The sequence below is a fragment of the Planobispora longispora genome, assembly GCF_016863135.1.
Lineage (GTDB): Bacteria > Actinomycetota > Actinomycetes > Streptosporangiales > Streptosporangiaceae > Planobispora > Planobispora longispora.
On sequence record NZ_BOOH01000030.1, the window covers coordinates 1 to 21019 of the forward strand.

Here is a 21019-nt window from a genome sequence, read left to right on the forward strand (position 1 = left end):
CGCGGGTCCATGGCCGTGCTGCGCACGGCGGCTCGGGGGCTGGTGACCGGTGGCTCCCTGGCGGGTGTCTTGGCTCGTAAGCTGCCTACATGAGTGATTCCTCTTCCGGTGTCGTCGACCTCCTCGGTGTTCTCGCCTATGCCGAGCTGACCGCGTTCCTCAGGCTGGCGGAGGACGCCGCCCGTTACGCGCCGACGCTCAACGACCGGGCCGCCCTCGGTGACCTCGCGGCGGCGGAGTACGCGCACTTCCGCCTTCTCCGCGACCGGCTCGCCGCACTCGGCGCGGATCCGGAGGAGGCGATGGCGCCGTTCGTGAGGGCGCTGGACGACTGGCACGAGCAGACCGCGCCGGGGGACTGGCTGGAGGCCCTCGTCAAGGCGTACGTCGGCACCGGGATCGCGCTCGACTTCTACCGCGAGGCGGCGGCCTACGTGGACGAGGAGACGCGGCGGCTGGTCGAGGAGGTGCTCGCCGACGAGGGGCGCTCCCAGTTCGCGGTGGAGCGGGTCGGCGCGGCCCTCAAGGAGGACCCGAAGCTGAGCGGCCGGCTGGCGCTGTGGGCCCGGCGGATGGTCGGCGAGGCGCTGAGCCAGGGGCAGCATGTGGCCGCCGCCCGGCCGGAGCTGGCGGGGCTGCTGGTGAGCGCCGGAGGAGAGGACATCACCCGGATGTTCACCCGCCTGACCGAGGCGCACGGCAAGCGGATGGAGGCCCTGGGCCTGACCCCGGGCCCCTGATCGCGGGCGTCTTCCTGAAACCGGTCTGCTGATCGAGCGGCGTGGAGAGGCAAAAGAGTTGTACCGTGCGAGGCATGAGGGCCTCGCGCCGCTACGGCAGTTCCTTGACGAGATGTGGGCCGAATCGCTGGGCTACGCGCGCGGTGTTGCGGAGGGGCAGCAGGGACTGCCCGGCCACCGATCACGGACGGGACGACGTCCGCCGGGTCCGCCGCCCGCGTGGATGCGGGTTCGGCGGGCGCGAGGAGTGTCCGGGCGGCTGAGCCCGGCCGCGACGCCGGTCCGGGACCACCGGTCCCGGACCGCGGCCGGAAGGACGCTGGACGGGCCGGCTAGAGCGTGCCGCCGAAGCCGACCGGGCGGGCCTCCTCCTCGCCGATCTCGATGAAGCCGAGGGAGGCCATCGGGACGAGGACTCTGCGGCCCTTGACGTCGGTGAGGGCGAAGATGCCCCGATCGGCGGAGAGTGCCTTGCCGAGTTCCTGCTCCACCTGCTCGGCCGTGAGGTCGGACTCCACCACGAGCTCGCGGTGCACGGAGCGCACCCCGATCTTGATTTCCATATTGTCCCCTTTTCGACGAGGGCTGCCCGTCCATCGTCACCCCATCGGGGATCCGGCGCGCCGGTTGATCGCGTCAAGCGAACAGATGTCCCGACGCGCAGCGTCGCCATGGACGCGGCTGTCAGCTCGTGCGGGGGAATCCGGAGATGCCGCGCCAGGCCAGGCGGGCCATGAGCTGGGTGGCGGCGTCCTTGGGGATGGAGCCGGTGCTGCTGATCCAGTAGCGGGCGCTGACCTCGGCCATGCCGACCAGGCCGACGCCGAGCAGGCGGGCCTCGTCACTGGAGCAGCCGGTGTCCTCCTGGATGACCTGACTGATCATCTCGGCGCTCTCCCGGAGGTTGCGCTCGATGCGCTGGCGGACCTGGGCGACGTTGCGCAGGTCGGACTCGAAGACGAGCCGGAACGCCTCGCCCTGGCCGGAGACGAAGTCGAAGAAGGCCCCGATGGCGGCCTGGACGCGCTGCTTGTTGTCGGTGGTGGAGGCGAGGGCGTCGCGGCAGCGGGCGATCATGTCGTCCACGTGCAGGTCGAGCAGGGCCAGGTAGAGCTCCTGCTTGCCGGGGAAGTGCTGGTAGAGCACCGGCTTGCTCACCCCGGCCCGCTCGGCGATCTCATCCATCGCGGCCGCGTGATAGCCGTTCTCCACGAACACTTCCTGCGCCGCGCTGAGCAGCTGGCGGCGGCGGGCCATCCGGGGTAGCCGGGTGCCCCGGGGCTTGGCGTCCGGGGTAGCGGTCACGGCGGTCTCCTTGCGGGATGCTCCTGAAGAGTGTCCGGCACTCTATGTCTCGGGTCATCCTACGCGCGGGTAACCAGGTCAGCGATAGTCGTCCTCGTCGAGCTCGACCACCCGGTTCTGGTCGGCGGCGTCCGCGGGGTCGGCGTCGAACGGGATCTGGTCGGGCCAGGAGGGGCTCCCGGCGCGCACGCCGCGGTGCTGCTCGGCCGCGTCTGCCTCGGGGGTCTCCGGGTCGATCTCCCCGCTCAGCTCGTCGGTCAGGCTCTCGTCGAGTTCTTCGAGGGTGTCGCCGTTCACATCCATCTCCGACATCGGCCTGTCCTTCCGTCCCATCGCGAACACTGGACGTCACCCAGCGTACGTTGTCGCCTCCCGCTCCTCCGAACAGGGCCGGGGCATCGGACGCCTGGTGGCGGGTATGTGCCCCGCCGGTGAGTGTTTGTCTCCAGCAGGCGACATTTACGAACATGTGCGCGAAAATCAATAGGGAGACCTCAGTGGCAGGCCGAGACCAGGGAGGCGCCATGCGGAGCATCTGGAACGGCGCGGTGTCGTTCGGGCTCGTCACGATCCCGATCAGGCTTTACACCGCGACGGAACAGCGCAACGTCGCCTTCCACCAGGTGCACCGGGATGACGGCGGCCGGGTGAGGTTCCGCAGGGTCTGCGAGGTCTGCGGGGAGGAGATCCCCTTCGCCCACATCGCCAAGGGCTACGAGCTGCCCACCGGGGAGATGGTGGTGCTCGGCCAGGACGACTTCGAGGACCTGCCGCTGACGACCGCGCACCGCATCGAGGTGCTCCAGTTCAGCCCGGCCGACCAGATCGATCCGATCTTGTTCAACAAGTCCTACTACATGGCGCCCGACCCCATGGGGATCAAGCCGTACGTGCTGCTCCGCGACGCGCTGGAGCGCTCGGGACGGGTGGCGATCGCCAAGGTGGCCCTCCGGCAGCGCGAGTCGCTCGCGACTCTCCGCGTCCGGGAGGGGGTGCTCGTGCTGGAGACCATGCTCTGGCCGGACGAGGTCCGCGAGGCCGGGTTCGAGTTCCTGGAGGAGAGCGTGGAGATCCGGGCGCAGGAGTCGAAGATGGCCGCCTCGCTCATCGAGAGCATGAGCGAGGACTTCGACCCGGCCGTGTACCGGGACGCCTACCGGGAGGCGTTGCAGGAGGTCATCGAGGCGAAGGTGGCCGGCAACGAGGTCGTACGGCCGGCGGCCCCGGTCGCGGAGGGCGGCCCGTCGGCGGATCTGATGGCCGTGCTGCGGGCCAGCGTGGACGCCGCCAAGCGGGACCGGCGGACGTCCGAGCGCAAGCCGCGCAAGACCCGCAGGTCGGCCTGACCGGAGCGGGTGAGCCGGAGCGGGCTGACTGGAGCGTTCACACCGGAGACGGGTGGGCCGGGGCGCACGGGTCGGAGTTCCGGGCGGGGCCGCGTCCGGGGGGAGGGGGCCGGACATGCTTGTGCCGTGGGCCCTCGCGGGCGCCACGGCACATGATCACCTGATGGACAGGGTGATCTTTAGGGCTCGAACTGGAACTTCCTGCCCTTGTTCAGGTAGTACTTGTGGGAGAAGCCCAGCCGGCCGGCGTTGCCGACCACCGACCGCCAGTTCTTCGTGGCGCGCCTGCACGCCCCGACGGTCGTCTGACCGGGATAGAGAACGTCGATGACCTTGTACCTCCGGCCGTTGGCGTTGAGGGCCGGGCCCCTGCGCACGTTGAGGTAGCTGCCGGACGAGACGTTGCGCACCTTGTAGAAGCAGGCGGTCTCGGCGCTGGCCGGAGCCGCGGCGGTGGCGCTGAGGGCGATCAGGCCACCGCCACCGGTGACGATCGCCGCCGCGATAGCGCTTGCGAGGCGCTGGAACTTCATTTCAGTCACTTCCTTGCAGTCGATTCGGACTAGCTCATCGCCTAATCGGACATATAGCTACATAAACGCCATATGCGATTCTTTGTAGGCGGAAGTTGTCGGACGCGTCTTTCCCCAGGGCTCATGTGTTCGCTGATGGATGCGACATGCTGGGCCCACCGTGTGAGCGTCGTGTCACCGGCCGTCCGAGGGCCGCTCGTGCTCTCAGGACAGTCGTGAGAGCTTCTTCAGGTAACGCTTGTGGGAGTAGCCGTTGACGCCCTTCCTGCCGACCACGGCGCGGAAGTTCTTCGTCTGCAGAGCGCACTTGCCGAACGTGATCTGGCTGGGCAGGAGAGAGTCGACGACGGTGCCGTACGCCCGCGGGATGTCGCGCACGGCGAGAACGCTGCCGGCGGGGACGTTGCGCACCCGGTAGGCGCAGGTCGCCGCCTCCGCTGCGGTCGCGGTGGCGGCGCTGAGGGCGATCGAGCCTCCGCCCGCGACGGCCGCTGCGACCATGACGCCCGCGAGTCGTTTAAAGATCATTAGTCACTCCTTCTCTCTCGATGTGGTGACTAGGGCCTTGATGTCCGGATTCGTGATGCAAAAACGAGCACGCACCGTCATATATCAAATACATAGAGTTAACAGACGTGCCCTTTTCTGCATTTCGGACAAAAAGGACATGCCGTGAAGTCCGGGCGGACTTCACGGCATGAACGGGCCGAGATGGGGCAGCGCGCGGCGCTAAAGACCGAACTCCTCGGTCGTGCCGAGCTTCTTCAGGTTCTTCTGTCTGGTGTAGCCCTTGGTGAGGTCGCGAGTGCCCACGACTCTGTGCCAGTTCTTGTCCTGGCCGTACGCGCGGCAGCTGCCCAGGGTCCGGTCCCCCCTGCGGATCCGGTCGATCACCTTCCCCTTCTTGGCCGGCTTGGACTTCACCGGCGCCCGGTGCTTGACCAGGAACACGCAGCCCAGCCCGGAGTTCCCGGATGCCTCGGCCGGACTCGCCAGGACGGCACCCGCCACGACCGTGCCGCCGGCGGCGACGGCCGCCGTGGCGAGCGCGGCGGCGAAGCGCTTGAGTCGCATGGTGGAGCTCCTTCTTGATGAAGCGTCTGTTCCGTCCTGGATGTCACCATTCGACGATCAATGGGGGGCGACGCTCGCCTATATGCCGAACGCTTAGGTTCTCCGGGATCGCTCTTGTGGAATAACGTCGGAACGGAGAGTGAACCTCAGGAGGACATGTGGGGGACAACCCGATTCCGTGCTGGCCGGGAGAGTCGGTCGAGCTGGCAGGCCGTCGCGTCCACGTGCGCTCGACGCCGCGCGGCCCGGCGGAGACGGCGGTCTACATCCACGGGCTCGCGGGCTCGGCCACCAACTGGACCGACCTGATGGGCGAGCTGTCGGACGTGGCGACCGGGTACGCGGTCGACCTGCCCGGCGCGGGGCACTCGCCGGAGCCGCCCGACGGCGACTACTCCATCGACGCCCACGCCCGGACCGTGGCGGCGCTCGTGGAGCAGGCCGCCGACCGGCCCGTCCACCTGTTCGGCAACTCCCTGGGCGGCGCGGTCGCGGTGCGGCTCGCCGCCACCCGGCCCGAGCTGGTCCGCTCGCTCACCCTGGTCTCCCCGGCCCTGCCCGACCTGACGCCGAGGTACGGCCCGGCGCGGGTGGCCCTGTCGGCGGTGCCCGGACTCGGAGAGTGGGCCTTCGACCGGCTGCGCCTGCTGCCCGCCGAGCGCAGGCTCAACGCCACGATGAGCCTGTGCTACGCCGACGTCGCCCGGGTCCACCCGGAGCGGCTGCGGGAGGCGGTGGAGGAACTGCGCCGCCGGGACGCCCTGCCGTACGCCGGGACGGCGCTGCTCAACTCGGCGCGCGGGCTCGTCGCCGAGTACTTCCGGCGCGGCGAGGACAGCCTCTGGCGGCAGGCGGCCCGGATCCAGGCGCCCACGCTGGTGATCCACGGCCGCCGCGACCGGCTCGTCAACCCCCGCATGGCGGCCCGGGCGGGACGCACGTTCCCGCGCGTGAGGCTGGTGCTGCTGCCCGACGCCGGGCACGTGGCGCAGATGGAGCTGCCCAAGCGGGTGGCCCGCGAGGCGAGGCGTCTGATATCTGAGACGGCGCCGGTCACGATTGGGGAATGACGGCGGCCCCCGGCTAGGTTGTGAGTGGTGCGCTAGCCGCACCATTCACGACCCCTGAAACGGGAGCAGAACTGTGTCGTTGCCACCGCTGGTAGAGCCGGCAGCCGAGCTGACCGTCGACGAGGTGCGCCGTTACTCGCGTCACCTGATCATTCCTGACGTCGGCATGGCCGGTCAGAAGCGCCTGAAGAACGCCAAGGTGCTCTGTGTGGGCGCCGGCGGTCTGGGCTCCCCCGCCCTGCTGTACCTCGCGGCCGCGGGCGTGGGCACCCTGGGTGTGATCGACTTCGACGTCGTCGACGAGTCCAACCTGCAGCGCCAGGTCATCCACGGCCAGTCCGACGTCGGCCGGCCCAAGGCCGAGAGCGCCGCGGCCTCGGTCCGGGAGATCAACCCGCTGATCGACGTGGTGGCCCACAACGAGATCCTGACGACCGAGAACGTCATGGAGATCTTCGCCCGGTACGACCTGATCGTCGACGGCACCGACAACTTCGCCACCCGCTACATGGTGAACGACGCGGCGGTCCTGCTCGGCAAGCCGTACGTCTGGGGCTCGATCTACCGCTTCGACGGCCAGGCCAGCGTCTTCTGGGCCGAGCACGGCCCCTGCTACCGCTGCCTCTACCCGGAGCCCCCGCCCCCCGGCATGGTCCCCTCCTGCGCCGAGGGCGGCGTGCTCGGCGTGCTGTGCGCCTCGATCGGCTCGATCCAGGTCAACGAGGCCATCAAGCTGCTCACCGGCATCGGCGAGCCGCTGGTCGGCCGTCTGATGATCTATGACGCCCTGGAGATGAACTACCGCTCGGTCAAGGTCCGCAAGGACCCCGAGTGCGTGCTCTGCGGCAAGAACCCGACGGTCACCGAGCTGCTGGAGGACTACGAGGCGTTCTGCGGCGCCGTCTCCGCCGAGGCGGCCGAGGCCGTGTCCGGCTCCACGATCACCGCGACCGAGCTCAAGTCCTGGCAGGACGCGGGCGAGAACATCTACGTGGTCGACGTCCGCGAGCCGAACGAGTACGAGATCGTCTCCATCCCCGGCGCCGTGCTCATACCCAAGGGCGAGTTCCTCAACGGCTCGGCGCTGGAGAAGCTCCCGCAGGACAAGAAGATCGTGCTGCACTGCAAGTCCGGCGTCCGGTCCGCCGAGTGCCTGGCGATCGTCAAGAACGCCGGCTTCTCCGACGCGGTCCACGTGGGCGGCGGCGTGCTGAGCTGGATCAAGACGATCGACCCCAGCCTGCCGACCTACTGACCCGCCCGTCTTCCCGTACGGCCGGTCCGCACGCGCGCCCCGTGGAGCCCTCCGCTCCGCGGGGCGCCGTTCGTTTTCGGGACGCCGCATCCCAGGGACCGGGACGCCGCATCCCACGGGATTACGACAGAACGGTGGGTCGCATCCACCACACCGCATTAAGGTCGGGGGCGTGAACGACGTGCCAGCCCGCCGCCGGGTGTGGCCGGGGCTGGTCGCGGCCTCCGTGCTCACCCTGGCCTGCGCGGGCGTGGCCGGGGTCGCCGCGGGGGTCGCGGGGGCCGAGCTGACCCGCGGCCCCAGTACGGCGGAGCTGCGCCAGGCGGCCGCCGAGGAGGTGGCCCGCCGCTGGCGGACGTGGCCGGCGGGGCGCGTCTTCCCCGAGACAGTGCGCTACGCCGCCGAGCAGGGCGGCATGGAGCGGGCCCGGCGGGTGGGCATCTCCCCGCAGACGGCCTGCGACCGGGCCGTGGACGCCCGGCTGAGGGAGCCGATGCGACGGGCGGGCTGCCGGGCGATCCTGCGCGCCACCTATCTCGACGCGCTCCAGGGCGTGGTCGTCACCGTCGGCGTCGCGGCGTTCCCGGACGAGCCGGGCAGCGTGAAGGCGATGTCCGCGCTGCCCCGGGGCGGGCGTCCCGCGCCGGGGCTGAAGGCGCTGTCCTTCCCCGGCACGGTCGCCGACCGCTTCACCGCGGCGGGCCGGCAGGCGAGCCTGGCGCGCAAGGGCGGGCCGTACCTGGTGATGGTGACCGTCGGCCAGGTCGACGGCCGCCCGGCGAAGGCCACGGGGGAGCAGCGGCCCACCATGTTCGCCTTCGCCGGTGACATCGCCGACCGGATCCTCGACTCCCTGACGACCCCCGCCCCGCCCGACTGCGCCTCGCGGGAGTGGCGATGCTGAGGCGGGCCGGAGCCGTCGCGGGCGGGATGGGGAGCGCGGCCCGGGCCGTGGCCAGGGTGATGTTCCCGGTGCTGCTGGGCGCGGCCGTGCTGGGCTCCGCCCCGGCGGTCCCGGCCGCCCACGGCGACGAGGTGCGCGACGGCCAGCAGGCGGTGCTGCGGACCCTGGGGCTGCCCCAGGCGTGGCAGGTCTCCCGGGGTGAGGGCGTGACCGTCGCGGTGCTGGACTCGGGGGTGGATCCGCGCCACCGCGACCTGGCCGGGTCGGTGATCGAGGGCAGGGACTTCACCGTGGGCGCCAACCCGCCGGACGTGGCGCCCCTGCGCCTGCACGGCACCTACATGGCCTCGCTCATCGCCGGGCACGGGCACGGCGCGGGCGGCCGGGACGGGGTGATCGGGGTCGCGCCCCGCGCGCGGGTGTTGTCGGTGCGGGTGATCCTGGAGGACGAGGAGGCCGGGTTCCGGAGGTTCAACACCGCCAAGCGGTTCGAGAACGTGGTGGCCAGGGGCATCAGGTACGCCGTGGACCACGGCGCCGACGTGATCAACATGTCGATCTCCAAGGAGCTGGCGACCCGGGAGGAGCGGGCGGCGATCCGCTACGCCGTCTCCAAGGGGGTGGTGCTCGTCGCGGCGGCGGGCAACGACGGGGAGGGCAGGCGGCGCGGGCACGCCCCGTACTCCTACCCGGCCGCCTTCCCCGGGGTGGTCTCGGTCGCGGCGACGGACCGGGGGCTGCGCCGGGCGTCGTTCTCCAACGCCAACCCCTCGGTCCTGGTGGCCGCGCCCGGGGTGGACATCCTGGGCGCGGGTCCCGGCGACGAGTACTGGGTCGGTCGCGGCACGTCGCAGGCGACCGCGCTGGTCTCCGGGGTGGCCGCCCTGATAAAAGCGAAATACCCGAAAATGGCGCCCGTTCTGGTCGCGCAGGCGCTCACCGCCGGGGCGACGCGCCGGCCCGCGGGCGGCTACGACACCGGCACGGGCTTCGGCGTGGTCAACGCCGGCCGGGCGCTGGCCGAGGCCGCCAAGATCGCCCGTCACACCCACACCGCCGACGGCCACGGCGTCCACGACCCCGCCCGCCCGCTGGGTCAGGCGGGCGAGCCGGTACGGGTGATCCACCGGGACCGCGAAAGGATCACCTTCTACGGGGGGGTGGCTCTGGCGGCCGGACTCGGGGCCCTGGCCTCCCTCGCGGCGGTCGTGCTGGTCACGGTCCGGGCCCGGACGGCGAGGTAGCGGCCGGGACAGCGGAAAGCGACATGGCGGACACGGTCCGGCGCTGCGGCGGCGGGGCCCGGCGACGTAGCATCGAAGTATGTCGCAGCCCGGGAGGTCCCAGGAGCCGAAACGGCGTCTGGAGTCCTCCTCGCCGCACGCTCGCGGCGGCTGGCCGCCCGCCGGATCCCGTGCCCTGCGGGGCGGCAGGAGGCGCGGCGCGGCGGATCCGCGCCTCGCGCCGGGACAGCCGGGGCAACCGAGGCAGTCAGAGCAGCCGGGCCGTCCGGGGCGGGACGGGCCTCAGGAGCCGCGAGGGGGAAGAGCGGGCCCCGGGGCGCCGAGCGGCTCCGGGGCGAGCGGTCCGGGGGCGCCGGGCGGTGGAGCCGGCCGCCCGCCCGCGGCCAGGCGGCGGGTCCGTCCCTGGCCCGCGGCGGCGCGCGACCGGCTGGCCGCCGAGCGCGCCGAGGCGGCCGCGCTCGAACAGGGGGTCCGGTATCGCACGATCTTCCTCCTGCTGATGGGCGTCATCCTGGCCGTCGCCACGACCGCCGTGCTCTCCGGCGCGGTCGGGCTGCTGCGTGAGACCGCCTCCCGCCCGCTGACCGCCGAGGAGCAGAACCTCTACGTCCAGCAGGACGTCGCCAGGCGCTGGCGCACCTGGCCCACGACGCTGGTCTTCCCCCAGGAGCTGGAGTACGTCGGCCTCGCCCGGACCCAGCAGTACGCCCAGCGGATCGGCATCGCCCCCGAGGCGCCCTGCCGGGCCGGCACGGACGCCGTGGTCGGCTCGATCCTCGCCGAGAACGGCTGCCGCACCCTGCTGCGGGCCACCTACGTGGACCAGACGTCCACCTTCGTGGTCACCGTGGGCGTCGCGGTCATGGAGGACGTGGAGAAGCGGCGGACCGCGGTCGGGCAGCTCGGGGCGGACAACCGGGTGGGAGTGCGGCCGGTCGCCTTCCCCGGGACCGCCAGCGAGTCGTTCGGCGCGGCCCAGCGCCAGCGCAACGCCTGGATCGGGGTGGGACCGTACATCGTCTTCTCCACCGCCGGATACGCCGACGGCCGCACCCGCGCGGCGGTCTCGCCGGAGGAGATCACGCACAGCGAGCTGTGGCCGACGGCCCAGTCGGTGGCCGGGCGCATCGCCCACGCCCTGGGCGCCGAGCCCGCCGTGCCGCGCTGCACCCAGGGGAACGTGTGCTGAGACGGCGAGGACGGAGACGGGCCGGGGCGGCGGTCGCGCTCGCCGCGGTGATCTCGGCGCTGTGCGCGGCCGTGGCCGCCCCGGCCGGAGCCGCCGACATCCGCGAGGACCAGCGGTGGGTGCTGGAGGCGCTCAACGCGCCGGAGGCGTGGAAGGTCACCAAGGGCGCCGGGGTCACCGTCGCCCTGGTGGACGACGGGGTGGACGACAGGGTCGCCGAGCTGCGCGGCAAGGTCGTCTCCGGGCCGAGCATGGGATCGATCGCCGAGGGGGGACGGGAGAGCGCCACCGGCGAGCACGGCACCGCGATGGCCTCGCTCATCGCGGGGGCCGGGAAGGGCGACGGCGGCCTGCTCGGGATCGCGCCCGAGGCGCGGATCCTGTCGCTGCCGCTGAAGTTCACCGAGGACGAGGAGGGCGACGCGATTCCCCCGGAGAGCGACCAGCGCACGCGCAGGGACAGCCCGGTGGCCCGGGCGATCCGCTACGCCGTCGACCACGGGGCCCAGGTGATCAGCATGTCCCTGGGCGCCTACGGCCCGAACCGGGCCGAGCGCGAGGCCGTCTCCCACGCGCTCTCCAAGGGCGTGGTCCTGATCGCGGCCGCCGGCAACGGGGGCGAGAGCGAGTACGCCACCGCCAACGCCACCTCCTTCTGGAACTTCCCCGCCGGATACTCCGGGGTGATCGGGGTGGGGGCGTCCGACCGCGAGGGCAGGCCCGCCCCCTTCAGCAGCGGCAACCTGTCGGTCCTGGTCTCGGCGCCCGGGGTGGAGGTCCCGGTGGTGACCCCCGGCGGGGAGTACGACCTGTCGGACGGGACGAGCTCGGCGACCGCGCTCGTGGCGGGGGCGGCCACGCTCATCAAAGCGAAATATCCGGACATCCCACCGCATCTGGTGGCGCGGGCCCTCTCCTCCACCGCCCGGTTCGCCACCAAGGCGGGATACGACGAGCACATCGGCTTCGGCGTGGTGGACGCGGCGGCGGCGCTCGACCGGGCGGGGGAGCTGCTGTCCGCCGCGGCCCCGGTCCCGGTGGCCGAGGGCCGTCGTTTCGGCGGCGGGCCGCTGCCCGAGGGGCCGGACCGGCCCGGTCCCGACCCGTTCCGCCTGTGGCTGTACGGCACCGGCCTGATCGTGGGCGTGCTCACGTTCACCGGGACTGTGGTGGTCCTCACCCGCAAAACCGGATCCGGAAGCCGTCTTTGACGCATTTCCACTGCGTTTTGGACACTGTTCGGACGCGGTCCGGCCGATCTCGCCTTTCCCGGTCCGGACAGCGGTGAAGGTTCGCTAAGGTCGCGCCTCATGGGGTACGAGTTGCGGATAGAGCGCCCGGCGCCTCTCTCGTTCGCGGAGCTGGCGAACGTGCTGGGGCGGGCGGGGTTCGAGTTCCGCGGTTCGCAGGAAGAGGGCGAGGTCCTCGCGCGCTACGGAGACGCGGTCCACGCGATCGCCGTCTGGAACGGCGCGCTGACCGGCGCGCCCGGATCCGACTGGCAGGTGGCCCAGCTCGCGCGGGTCTCCGGCCTGCTGGGGGCACGTCTGGTCGGTGAGGACGGCGAGTCCTACGCGATCCGCGACGGCGTCGTCGAGCAGCACAGCGGTTCGGCGGCCTACGAGTTCGGCAAACTGGACGAGATCCTCGCGGCCGGCCCGGCCGCCTGGACCGCGTAGCGGCCGGATCCGCCGTATGGGGCGCCCGGAACCGGAAGGCCACCCGACTCCGTACGCCGAGGTGGTCCTCGACCTCGTCGAGCGCATCCCGCCCGGCAGGGTGATGTCCTACGGGGACATCGCCGAATATCTCGGCGAGGGCGGCCCCCGTCAGGTCGGCAGGGTCATGTCGCTCTGGGGCGGAGGCGTCCCCTGGTGGCGCGTCGTGCACGCCGACGGCACCCCGCCGCCCGGCCATGAGCAGCGCTGTCTCACCCACTGGCGGCAGGAGGGGACCCCGCTGCGGGGAGCCCGGGCGGACATGCGCGTCGCGCGATGGGACGGACAGTCCTAAAGAGCGCGTAACCGGCTCTCCCGGGCCACTAACATGGCGTGGGACGGAGACGCAGTCTTGTCCTGAAAGGCGGTGCCTTCCCCATGGCCACCGGCGCCTCACCCGTGCGTACGAGCGGCGATCGCCTCGCCGAGCGGCTGCGGGCCGTACAGGATCTCTGCGACCGGGGGGAGCCACTCGATTCGGTCATGGCCTCGGTGCTCGCGGAGGGCCTGACTCCGGCGGAGCGGAAGCGGTTCGACGCCGACGTGCTCGCCGGACCGCTCGGCTCCCGGCTCGACATCGCGGTCAAGCGCGGGGCGGCTCGCCGCCGCGAGTTCGTCACCGCCGTCAAACCCTATCTCGCGAGCGTGGACCCCCAGGTCAAGCTCGACCTGCCGGTGGCCCGGCGGCTGGCCTTCCACCTGATCGACCGGCGCGGCGTGGACGAGCTGGCCGAGGGCGACGCCCTGAGCAAGATCGTCACCGCCGCCGCGGAGCCGTCCCGCCGGGTCAGGAAGAGCATGCGCTGGTATGCCGACCTGCCGCTCCGCGACGAGCTCCCCGAGTCGCTCTACCGGCTGCGCGCCGCCGACCTCATCCCGGTGACGCAGGTCGAGGACGTCTCCTGGTCCGGCGACCGGCTCCGGATCACCGGGCACGCCTACCTGGCGGGCCTGTCGGTCCGCAGCCGCCGCTTCAACCGGGCCACCGTCGTGCTGCGCGGCCCGCGCTGGCTGCCCCCGGTGCGCCTGCGCACCCGCCGGATCCACCACCCGGAGGCCACCCACGGCGCCCGCGAGGCGGGCTGCAACTACGACTGGTCCGGATTCACCGCCGAGCTCTCCCCGTGGGCGCTGCGCTGGCGCGCCGCGGTGCGGGCGGTCGCCCGCGGCGGCAAGCGGCTGCTGCGCCGCCGGGGCACCGTACGGGACACCACCACCTGGCGCGCGGAGATCGTGATCTGGAGCCGGGGCGCCCGCGCGGTCGGCCTGCTCCGCGGCCCGATCAGCGGCAGGACCGAGCGTCCGTCGGGCCTGGAGGTCCGTCCCCGCTGGTGGATCCGGCCCGTCTGGACCTCCGACCGCGCCCTGCAGGTCGTGCTGCAGCCCACCCGGGCCGAGCTGACCGACGTGCGGCTGGACGGCGAGCGGCTGGAGCTGACGGTCTTCCTGCCGGACAAGAAGGTCGGCAGGGGACACGCGCGGCTCGACGGCCACCGCATCGCGGCCGACTTCACCCCGGTCGAGGGCGGCACGCGGGTCGTGGTCCCGCTGGCCGTTCCGTCGCTGCTGTCCGAGCGCGACGGCGGCAGGCTCTGGATCGAGCCCAAGGGCGACCCCGCGGCCCCGGTGATGCTGGGCGCGGCGAAGGAGAGCCGCTCCGTCATCGGCGATCGGGAGATCACGGTGCTGGGCGACCGGCGGGACCGGGTGATCATCGCCGCGCACCGGGTCCGCCCGGTCATCTCGTCGGTGACCTGGGGCGAGGACGGCTCGCTCACCCTCGGGGGCTCCTACCCCGGCTCGGGACGGGCCCAGCTGACGATCCGCCACCGCAGCGGGCTGATGTACGCCGCGGAGCTGGAGCGCGACGGCTCCCGCTTCACGACGCGGATCACGCCCGCCGCGATGCCGCGCTTCGCCGAGACCGTCCCGCTGAGCAGCGGGAACTGGAGCATGGCGGTCCGTGAGGAGTCCGGTGAGATCATCCCGATGCGGATGGACCACGCGGCCCTGGACGCGCTCGACGAGAACCCGAGGGTCGTCGGCGGCCGTGAATACCGGCTGATCTCCACCCGGTTCGACGTGCCGGTGCTGGCCGCCGCCGAGGTCCGGCCCGACGACGAGAAGGGCCCCGGCGGGCTGCACGCCCTGCAGCGCACCTTCTATCCGGCCGAGCGGGGCCGCGAGCTGAACGACGCGACCGTCTACGTCGCCTACGACGGGCGGCAGTACGAGGGCAACGTCCGCGCGGTCTACGAGGAGCGGGTGCGGCGCGGCGACGACCGCGAGCACATCTGGATCGTCAAGGACGGCGCCTTCACGCCGCCGGGTTCGCGGGAGCTCGGGTTCGGCCCGGACATCCGGCCGACCGTGGTCCGCGCGGGCAGCCGGGAGCACTACGCGGCGCTCGCCCGCTCGCGGTACGTGGTGACCAACGCCTTCCTGCCGCCCTGGTTCCGGGCGCGCGAGGACCAGACGGTGGTGCAGACCTGGAACGGCAGCCCGCTCAAGCGCATGGGCAACGACCTGCCGCACATGTCCCGCGACCCGAAGCCGCCGGCCTGGCACCGGCAGGCCGTCGAGGTGCGCGGCTGGGACCTGCTGGTCGCGCAGAGCCCGTGGGCCGTCCCGGTCCTGCGCAAGGCGTTCGGCTACCAGGGCGAGGTCCTGGAGAGCGGCTACCCGCGCAACGACGTGCTGTCGTCCCCGGACCGGGAGGAGCTCGCGACGCGGGTGCGGGCCCGGCTCGGCGTCCCGGAGGGCGCCAAGGTGGTGCTCTACGCGCCGACGTTCCGCGACTACGACCGCAAGAACGCCTCGGTCAAGCTGAACCTGGCCGAGGCGCGGCGGGTGCTCGGTCCCGGCTACACGTTCCTGGTCAGGGGCCACTCGATGCAGGCGACGCCGAACGTCCCCGCGGGGCTCGGGATCGACGTCACGACCTATCCGGATATAACGGATCTGCTGCTGGTCGCGGACGTGCTGATCACGGACTACTCGTCGGTCATGTTCGACTTCGCCGCGACCGGCCGGCCGATGGTGTTCTTCACCCACGACCTGCAGCGCTACTCGGCCAAGCGCGGTCTCTACCTCGACCTGGCCGCGGAGGCCCCCGGCCCGCTGCTGTCCGGCAGCGCCGAGGTGATCGAGGCGCTCCGGACGATCGACGAGGTGGCCGCCGCCCACGCCGACCGCTACGCGCGCTTCAGGCACACCTACGCCCCCCGCGACGACGGCAAGGCCACCGCCAGACTGGTGGACCACGTCTTCGCCTCCTGAGACGGCTGAGCCCCCCGGGGCGGCGTCGCCGCCCCGGGAAGGCGGAAATGTTAAAGAAACTTTCCGGTTTCTCCCTGCTCCGGACGGATCCGTGATCTGATTCGGGCATGAGATGGCGCGCGCTGCTCACCCCCGTCGTGGCCGTCGTGACCCTGGCCGCCGGGGCGTGCTCCGGTGAGGACGCGCCCGCCCCCTCGCCGCGGGAGCGCCACGGCCTGGTGCCCCTCCCCGTCGAGGTGGTCCACCGGGGCGCCGGGTTCACGATCGGCGAGGACGCCGTGATCACGGCTCCGCCGGAGGCCGAGAGGGCGGCCGGGCACCTGGCGGAGGCCGTACGGGACGTGACCGGGCGGACGCCGCGCAGGGGCGGGAACGGGGCGATCCGGCTGGAGATCACCGCCGGGCCGGGCACTGGCACGGCGCCCCCGGGAGGGGACGAGCCCGCCGACGCCGTCCTCGTGGACCCCGCCGACGAGGCGTACGAGCTCACCGTGGACGCGGAGGGAGTCCGGATCAGGGCGAGCCGTCCGGTCGGGCTGTTCCGCGGCGTCCAGACGCTCCGCCAGCTGCTCCCGGCGGCGAACCGGGCCGGGACGGCGGGAGAGACCGGGGCGACGGGAGAGGCCGGGACGGCGGGGAAGACGGAGGCGGTCCTGCCCGGCGTGCGGATCACCGACCGGCCGAGGTTCGCCTGGCGCGGCGCGATGCTGGACGTCGCCCGGCACTTCTTCACGGTGGACGAGGTCAAGCGCTACGTCGATCTCGTCTCGGCCTACAAGGTCAACGTGCTCCACCTGCACCTCAGCGACGACCAGGGCTGGCGGCTGCCCGTCAGGGGACGGCCCGAGCTGACCCGCATCGGCGGGGCCGGCGAGGTCGGCGGCGGGCCCGGGGGCTCCTACACCGAGCGGGATTACCGGGAGATCGTCGCCTACGCCCGGGAGCGTTTCGTCGAGGTCGTCCCGGAGATCGACATGCCCGGCCACGTCAACGCGGCGCTGGCCGCCGACGGGACGCTCAGCTGCGACGGCAGGCGGCGGGAGCCGTACACCGAGATAGAGGTCGGGTTCAGCGCGCTGTGCGTGGGCAAGCCCGAGGTCGACCGGTTCCTGGCCGACGTGATCGGGGAGATGGCCCGCCTGACCCCCGGCCCCTACCTGCACATCGGCGGGGACGAGGTGGAGAAGCTCACGGAGGAGGAGTACGCCCGCTTCGTCGGGCGGGCCGTGGAACTGGTCGGGGCGGCGGGCAAGCGGGCGGTCGGCTGGCAGGAGATCGGCGGAGCCCGGCTCGCCGCCGGGACCCTCGCCCAGTACTGGCAGACCGAGGGGTCGCCCGAGGACGCCCTGAGCGCCGTACGGCAGGGCGGGAAACTCATCATGTCCCCGGCCTCCCGGACCTACCTGGACATGAAATACGACGACGGGACCCGCCTGGGCCTGAGGTGGGCGGGGCTCATCGAGCTCGAGGACGCCTACGACTGGGACCCCGCGACGACGATCCCCGGCGCGGGGGACGGCCAGGTGCTCGGCGTGGAGGCCCCGCTGTGGACCGAGACCGCCGAGACGATGGACGACCTGGAGTATCTGGCCTTCCCCCGGCTGCCCGCGATCGCCGAGGTGGCCTGGACGCCGCGGGAGGCCAGGGAGTTCGGCGACTTCGCGGCCCGTCTGGCCGGGCACGGACCCCGTTGGGCCCGGCTGGGCGTCGACTTCCACCGATCTCCCGGGGTGGCCTGGCCGGAGTGATCCGCCGGTTCTCGACGGTGACCTGAATCACGGTCCGACGAGGGCTGATCCCCCGGACCGGGCCCGTCCGCACGATGCCGGGCGGGCGGACTCGGCACGATCATTGCCCGACATCTGGTGGAATTGCGAGCTGTGAGTGGTCAGGGCTGGCGATTGGTGCGTCGCGGGGACACGGGGAGAGCCGTTGCCCCCGTGCTCGACGAGCATCAGCGGGCGGTCGTGGCCCATGAGAGCGGCCCCCTGCTGGTTCTGGCGGGCCCGGGCACCGGAAAGACCACCACGATAGTGGAGACCGTGGTCGACCGGGTGCGGCGCCGGGGAACGGACCCCGAACGGGTGCTCGTCCTCACCTACAGCCGCAAGGCCGCCGACGAGCTGCGCGCCCGGATCACCGCCAGACTGCGCCGCACGACCAGGACGCCGCTCGCCCTCACCTTCCACAGCTACGCCTACGCGCTGCTGCGCCGCGAGGCGGTGCTCGCCGGTGAGCAGGCGCCCCGGCTGCTCACCGGCCCCGAGCAGCTGCTGGAGATCCGCCGCCTGCTCGTCGGCGAGCTGGAGGACGGCGCGCCCCGGTGGCCGGAGGACATGCGCGAGGCGCTCAAGACCCGGGGCTTCGCCCAGGAGCTGCGCGACTTCATCGCCCGCGCCGCCGAGCGCGGCCTGGACGGGCGGGGCCTGGTCGAGCTGGGCCGCCGCCACGGCCGTGCCGACTGGGTCGCCGCCGGCCGGTTCGCGGACCGCTACCTGGAACGGTTCGACCTGGACCCCGAGCCGGTGCTCGACTACTCGGAGCTGATCCGCGAAGCCGCGGCCAGGCTCGCCGACCCGGAGGTACGGCTCCGCGAGCGCTCCGCCTACGACGTCGTCCTCGTGGACGAGTACCAGGACACCGACCCCGCCCAGGAGGCCCTGCTGCAGCGGCTCGCGGGGGAGGGCCGCGACCTGATCGCGGTCGGCGACCCCGATCAGTCGATCTACGGGTTCCGCGGCGCCGACGTCCACGGGATCATGGACTTCCCCGACCGGTTCCGCCGCGCCGACGGCGAGCGGGCGCCGGTCCTCGCGCTGCGCGTCTGCCGCCGCAGCGGCCCCGGCCTCCTGACGGCCACCCGCCGCGTCACCGCCCGCCTGCCCGCCATCCCCGGCGGCGCCGGTCACCGTGACCTGACGGCGCTCCCGGACGCGGAGCCCGGAGACGTCCGGGTGGTGGTGGCCGACAGCCCCACCCAGGAGGCGGCGATCGTCGCCGACACCCTGCGCCGCGCCAACCTGCTCGACGGGGTGGCCTGGTCGCGGATGGCCGTGCTGGTCCGGTCGGCGACCCGGCAGGTGCCGCTGCTGCGCCGGGCGCTGGTCGCGGCGGGCGTGCCGGTCGTGGTGGGCGGCGGCGAGGTGCCGCTGTTCCAGGAGCCGGGCGTGCGGCCGCTGATCCAGCTCATCCAGGTCGCCCTCCACCCCGAGACCCTGGACGAAGGACTGGCCGAGGAGCTGCTGACCGGCGCGCTCGGCGGCACCGACATGATCGGCGTGCGCCGGTTGCGCCGTGCCCTGCGCATCGCCGAGCACGAGGCCATGGCGCTCCCGGTGGAGCCCGCCGACCTCCCGGAATCCGCCGAGCTCGCGGAGCGAGGGGAGCCCGGGGAGTCCGAGGAGCGCGGAGACGCCGCGGAGTCCGCGAAGCTCGGAGAGTCCGGGAAGCCCGAGAAGTCCGGGGAGGCCGAGGCGTCCGGGGAGCTCGCGGAGCTCGGGGAATCCCCGGAGTCCGGAGATTCGGCGGAGCTCGCGGAGTCCGCGGAGCCCGAGGAGTCCGCCGCGGGACCGGAGACCCCTGCGGGCCGGGCCTCGGGCGCCGGGAGGCCGAGGTCCTCCGGGGAGCTCCTCGTCGCGGCCCTCAAGGACGCGCGTGAGCTGGTCATGGTGGAGCCGCACGTCGCGCTGCCCGCCGAGCGGCTGGCCCGGCTCATCGCCGCCGCCACCGAGGCCGTACGGCAGGGCGGCACGGCGGAGGACGTGCTCTGGGCCGTCTGGCAGATCACCGGTCTGGCCGACAAGTGGAGCGAGACGAGCGTCGCGGGCGGGCACCGGGGCCGGCAGGCCGACCGCGACCTGGACGCGGTCATGATGCTGTTCGACCGCGCGGCCAAGTTCGTCGACCGGCTGCCCCACGCGGGCGTGGACGTGTTCGTGCAGGACCTGATCTCCCAGGAGATCCCCGAGGACTCCCTCGCCGCGCGGGCGCCCGAGGGCGACTCGGTGCGGGTCATGACCGCCCACCGGGCCAAGGGCCTGGAGTGGGACCTCGTGGTCGTCGCCGGGGTCCAGGAGGGCTCCTGGCCCGACCTGCGGCCGCGCGGGTCGATCCTGAGCACCGACGACATGTCCGCCCGCGCGGAGGGGTCGGAGAACGAGAACCCGGCCGAGGTCAGAGCCGCGATCGCCTCCCAGCTGCTCGCCGAGGAGCGCCGCCTGTTCTACGTGGCCGCGACCAGGGCCCGCAGCAGGCTCGTGGTCACCGCCGTGGGCGGGGACGACGTCGAGGAGCGGCCGTCGCGGTTCCTCGGCGAGCTGGTGCCCGGCACGGGTGAGGAGGCGGCGGTCGTCGACGAGCGGTCCCGCTGGCTGAACATGTCCGCGCTGGTGGCCGACCTGCGCGCGGCGGTGTGCGACTCGACCCGGCCGGAGCCCCTGCGCAGGGCCGCCGCCGAGCACCTGGCCAGGCTGGCCACGGCCGGGGTGCAGGGCGCCCATCCCGACGAGTGGTACGCGCTCACCCCGATCTCCGACGACCGCCCGCTCGGCTGGCCCGACGACGTCGTGCGCATCTCCCCCTCGGCGGTGGAGAGCTTCACCAAGTGCGGCCTGCGCTGGCTGCTGGAGACCTCCGTGGGCGCGGGCGGCACCGACGTGGCCCGCGGCCTGGGCACGGTCGTCCACGCGCTGGCGGTGCTCGCCGCCGACGGCATGCCCACCGAGGAGACCCTCGCCAAGCGTCTGGACGAGGTCTGGTCCGAGCTGGACTTCGGCGGCGTCTGGTACAACCGCAAGCAGCGCCGGGTCGCCGAGCAGATGATCTCCAAGTTCGTCCGCTGGCACCGGGAGAACCCGCGGGAGCTGGTCGCCACCGAGGAGTCCTTCATCGCGATGGTCTCCGAGGGCGTGCAGATCAAGGGCCGGGTGGACCGGGTGGAGCGCGACGAGCAGGGCCGCGCGGTGATCATCGACATCAAGACCGGCGGCAGCAAGCCCTCCGACACCGATCTCGAACGCCACCCGCAGCTCGGCGTCTACCAGCTCGCCGCCCTGCTGGGCGCCTTCCAGCGGCACGGCATGACCGAGCCCGGCGGGGCCGCCCTGGTCCAGGTCGGCAAGGCCGCCGGGAAGGACCCCAAGGAGCAGATCCAGCAGCCCCTGGCGGATGACGCCGACCCCGGCTGGGCCCACGACATGGTGGACACCGTGGCGCGGGGCATGTCCCTGCCCTTCTTCAACGCCAAGGTCAACGACGGCTGCCGCACCTGCGCCGCCCGGGCGAGCTGCCCGGTCAACGAGAGCGGGGGCCAGGTGTGCTGAGCCGTACTCCGCCGGGCCGTACGGCCGTCCCGCCGGGCTCT

Annotated in this window: 19 protein-coding genes; 13 read left to right on the plus strand and 6 right to left on the minus strand. The window is 72.7% G+C overall.

What is annotated here, in order from left to right:
* Positions 1-89 precede the first annotated feature (89 nt).
* Positions 90-740 carry a ferritin-like fold-containing protein gene (locus Plo01_RS19130; protein WP_203892000.1) on the plus strand — a complete coding sequence of 217 codons (651 nt, stop codon included), beginning with the start codon at positions 90-92 and terminating at the stop codon, positions 738-740.
* Positions 741-1072: 332 nt separating this feature from the next.
* On the opposite strand, the gene Plo01_RS19135 is transcribed toward Plo01_RS19130, so the two are convergent.
* From Plo01_RS19135 to Plo01_RS19145, 3 genes are all read right to left on the minus strand, one after another.
* Positions 1073-1303, minus strand: a complete 231-nt coding sequence (locus Plo01_RS19135) for a DUF3107 domain-containing protein (protein WP_203892001.1) — start codon at positions 1301-1303, stop codon at positions 1073-1075.
* Positions 1304-1424: 121 nt separating this feature from the next.
* Positions 1425-2045 (minus strand): TetR/AcrR family transcriptional regulator, encoded by a 621-nt coding sequence (locus tag Plo01_RS19140; RefSeq protein WP_084780696.1) that lies wholly within the window; start codon positions 2043-2045, stop codon positions 1425-1427.
* 78 nt (positions 2046-2123) lie between these two features.
* Positions 2124-2357, minus strand: a complete 234-nt coding sequence (locus Plo01_RS19145; protein ID WP_239316642.1) for a hypothetical protein — start codon at positions 2355-2357, stop codon at positions 2124-2126.
* 212 nt (positions 2358-2569) lie between these two features.
* On the opposite strand from Plo01_RS19145, the gene ku reads away from it, so the two are divergent.
* The gene (ku, locus tag Plo01_RS19150; RefSeq protein WP_203892002.1) at positions 2570-3391 is read left to right on the plus strand and encodes a non-homologous end joining protein Ku; all 822 of its coding nucleotides are present in this window, start codon (positions 2570-2572) and stop codon (positions 3389-3391) included.
* 179 nt (positions 3392-3570) lie between these two features.
* Here the strand turns inward: ku and Plo01_RS19155 are convergent, their stop codons facing one another.
* From Plo01_RS19155 to Plo01_RS19165, 3 genes are all read right to left on the minus strand, one after another.
* Positions 3571-3924, minus strand: coding sequence for an SH3 domain-containing protein (locus Plo01_RS19155; protein WP_203892003.1), 354 nt, complete (start codon positions 3922-3924; stop codon positions 3571-3573).
* Positions 3925-4128: 204 nt separating this feature from the next.
* Positions 4129-4452, minus strand: a complete 324-nt coding sequence (locus Plo01_RS19160) for a hypothetical protein (RefSeq protein WP_203892004.1) — start codon at positions 4450-4452, stop codon at positions 4129-4131.
* Between the two features lie 201 nt (positions 4453-4653).
* Positions 4654-4998, minus strand: a complete 345-nt coding sequence (locus tag Plo01_RS19165; protein WP_203892005.1) for a hypothetical protein — start codon at positions 4996-4998, stop codon at positions 4654-4656.
* Between the two features lie 158 nt (positions 4999-5156).
* Between Plo01_RS19165 and Plo01_RS19170 the strand changes: the two genes are divergently transcribed.
* The 11 genes from Plo01_RS19170 (at position 5157) to Plo01_RS19220 (ending at position 20978) form a co-directional block, all read left to right on the plus strand.
* A complete protein-coding gene (locus Plo01_RS19170) occupies positions 5157-6068 on the plus strand; it encodes an alpha/beta fold hydrolase (protein ID WP_203892006.1) in 912 nt (303 codons plus the stop codon).
* A gap of 73 nt (positions 6069-6141) precedes the next feature.
* A complete protein-coding gene (gene moeZ, locus Plo01_RS19175; protein WP_203892007.1) occupies positions 6142-7323 on the plus strand; it encodes an adenylyltransferase/sulfurtransferase MoeZ in 1182 nt (393 codons plus the stop codon).
* 172 nt (positions 7324-7495) lie between these two features.
* A complete protein-coding gene (locus tag Plo01_RS19180) occupies positions 7496-8227 on the plus strand; it encodes a hypothetical protein (RefSeq protein ID WP_239316644.1) in 732 nt (243 codons plus the stop codon).
* The gene (locus Plo01_RS19185) at positions 8221-9471 is read left to right on the plus strand and encodes a S8 family serine peptidase (RefSeq protein ID WP_203892008.1); all 1251 of its coding nucleotides are present in this window, start codon (positions 8221-8223) and stop codon (positions 9469-9471) included. Before Plo01_RS19180 ends, Plo01_RS19185 begins: the two co-directional genes overlap by 7 nt.
* 79 nt (positions 9472-9550) lie before the next feature.
* Complete coding sequence (locus Plo01_RS19190; protein WP_203892009.1) at positions 9551-10660, plus strand: hypothetical protein; 1110 nt, start codon at positions 9551-9553, stop codon at positions 10658-10660.
* Positions 10654-11871 (plus strand): S8 family serine peptidase, encoded by a 1218-nt coding sequence (locus Plo01_RS19195; RefSeq protein WP_203892010.1) that lies wholly within the window; start codon positions 10654-10656, stop codon positions 11869-11871. Before Plo01_RS19190 ends, Plo01_RS19195 begins: the two co-directional genes overlap by 7 nt.
* Positions 11872-11970: 99 nt before the next feature.
* Positions 11971-12339: a hypothetical protein gene (locus Plo01_RS19200; RefSeq protein WP_203892011.1), complete on the plus strand. Its 369-nt coding sequence runs from the start codon at positions 11971-11973 to the stop codon at positions 12337-12339.
* A 16-nt stretch (positions 12340-12355) separates the two neighbouring features.
* Complete coding sequence (locus tag Plo01_RS19205) at positions 12356-12673, plus strand: MGMT family protein (protein WP_203892012.1); 318 nt, start codon at positions 12356-12358, stop codon at positions 12671-12673.
* An 83-nt stretch (positions 12674-12756) separates the two neighbouring features.
* Entirely contained in the window at positions 12757-15657 is a 2901-nt protein-coding gene (locus tag Plo01_RS19210; RefSeq protein WP_239316646.1) for a CDP-glycerol glycerophosphotransferase family protein, read from the plus strand.
* Between the two features lie 107 nt (positions 15658-15764).
* Positions 15765-17405 (plus strand): beta-N-acetylhexosaminidase, encoded by a 1641-nt coding sequence (locus Plo01_RS19215; protein WP_203892013.1) that lies wholly within the window; start codon positions 15765-15767, stop codon positions 17403-17405.
* A 192-nt stretch (positions 17406-17597) separates the two neighbouring features.
* Positions 17598-20978 (plus strand): ATP-dependent helicase, encoded by a 3381-nt coding sequence (locus tag Plo01_RS19220; protein WP_203892014.1) that lies wholly within the window; start codon positions 17598-17600, stop codon positions 20976-20978.
* Positions 20979-21019: the final 41 nt, after the last annotated feature.